Source organism: Mesorhizobium sp. M1A.T.Ca.IN.004.03.1.1, from assembly GCF_003997555.1.
GTDB lineage: Bacteria > Pseudomonadota > Alphaproteobacteria > Rhizobiales > Rhizobiaceae > Mesorhizobium.
Genome location: NZ_RZTV01000502.1, coordinates 1 through 262, shown reverse-complemented (window position 1 = coordinate 262; position 262 = coordinate 1). Strand labels below are relative to the sequence as shown.

At 43.1% G+C, this 262-nt stretch carries 1 protein-coding gene; it reads left to right on the top strand.

Annotated elements, in window-relative coordinates:
- Window positions 1–262 (top strand): hypothetical protein (locus tag EOD29_RS36320; protein ID WP_164763987.1); only part of this gene is annotated, 262 nt, incomplete at both ends.

Genomic DNA, 262 nt, shown 5'->3' with positions numbered 1-262 from the left:
TTATGGGCGACCGGTGCCGGATATACCGGATAAGGATTATGAAGAATTTATTTATCAAAGCGCGGTTGAGGTAGCTAAAAAGATCGGGGAATTAATCCATTCAAAACGTCCCAATGCGTTGTTCATGACCTATATTAATGAACAGACCGATGCACTTGTTTCAGAAGCGGATCTGTATAAATGGCGTGCATTGCCGCAATGGATTTATACGGCAAGCGAGCAGGTAAACTGCGAATTAAATACCAGGCCCGGTAAAATGATC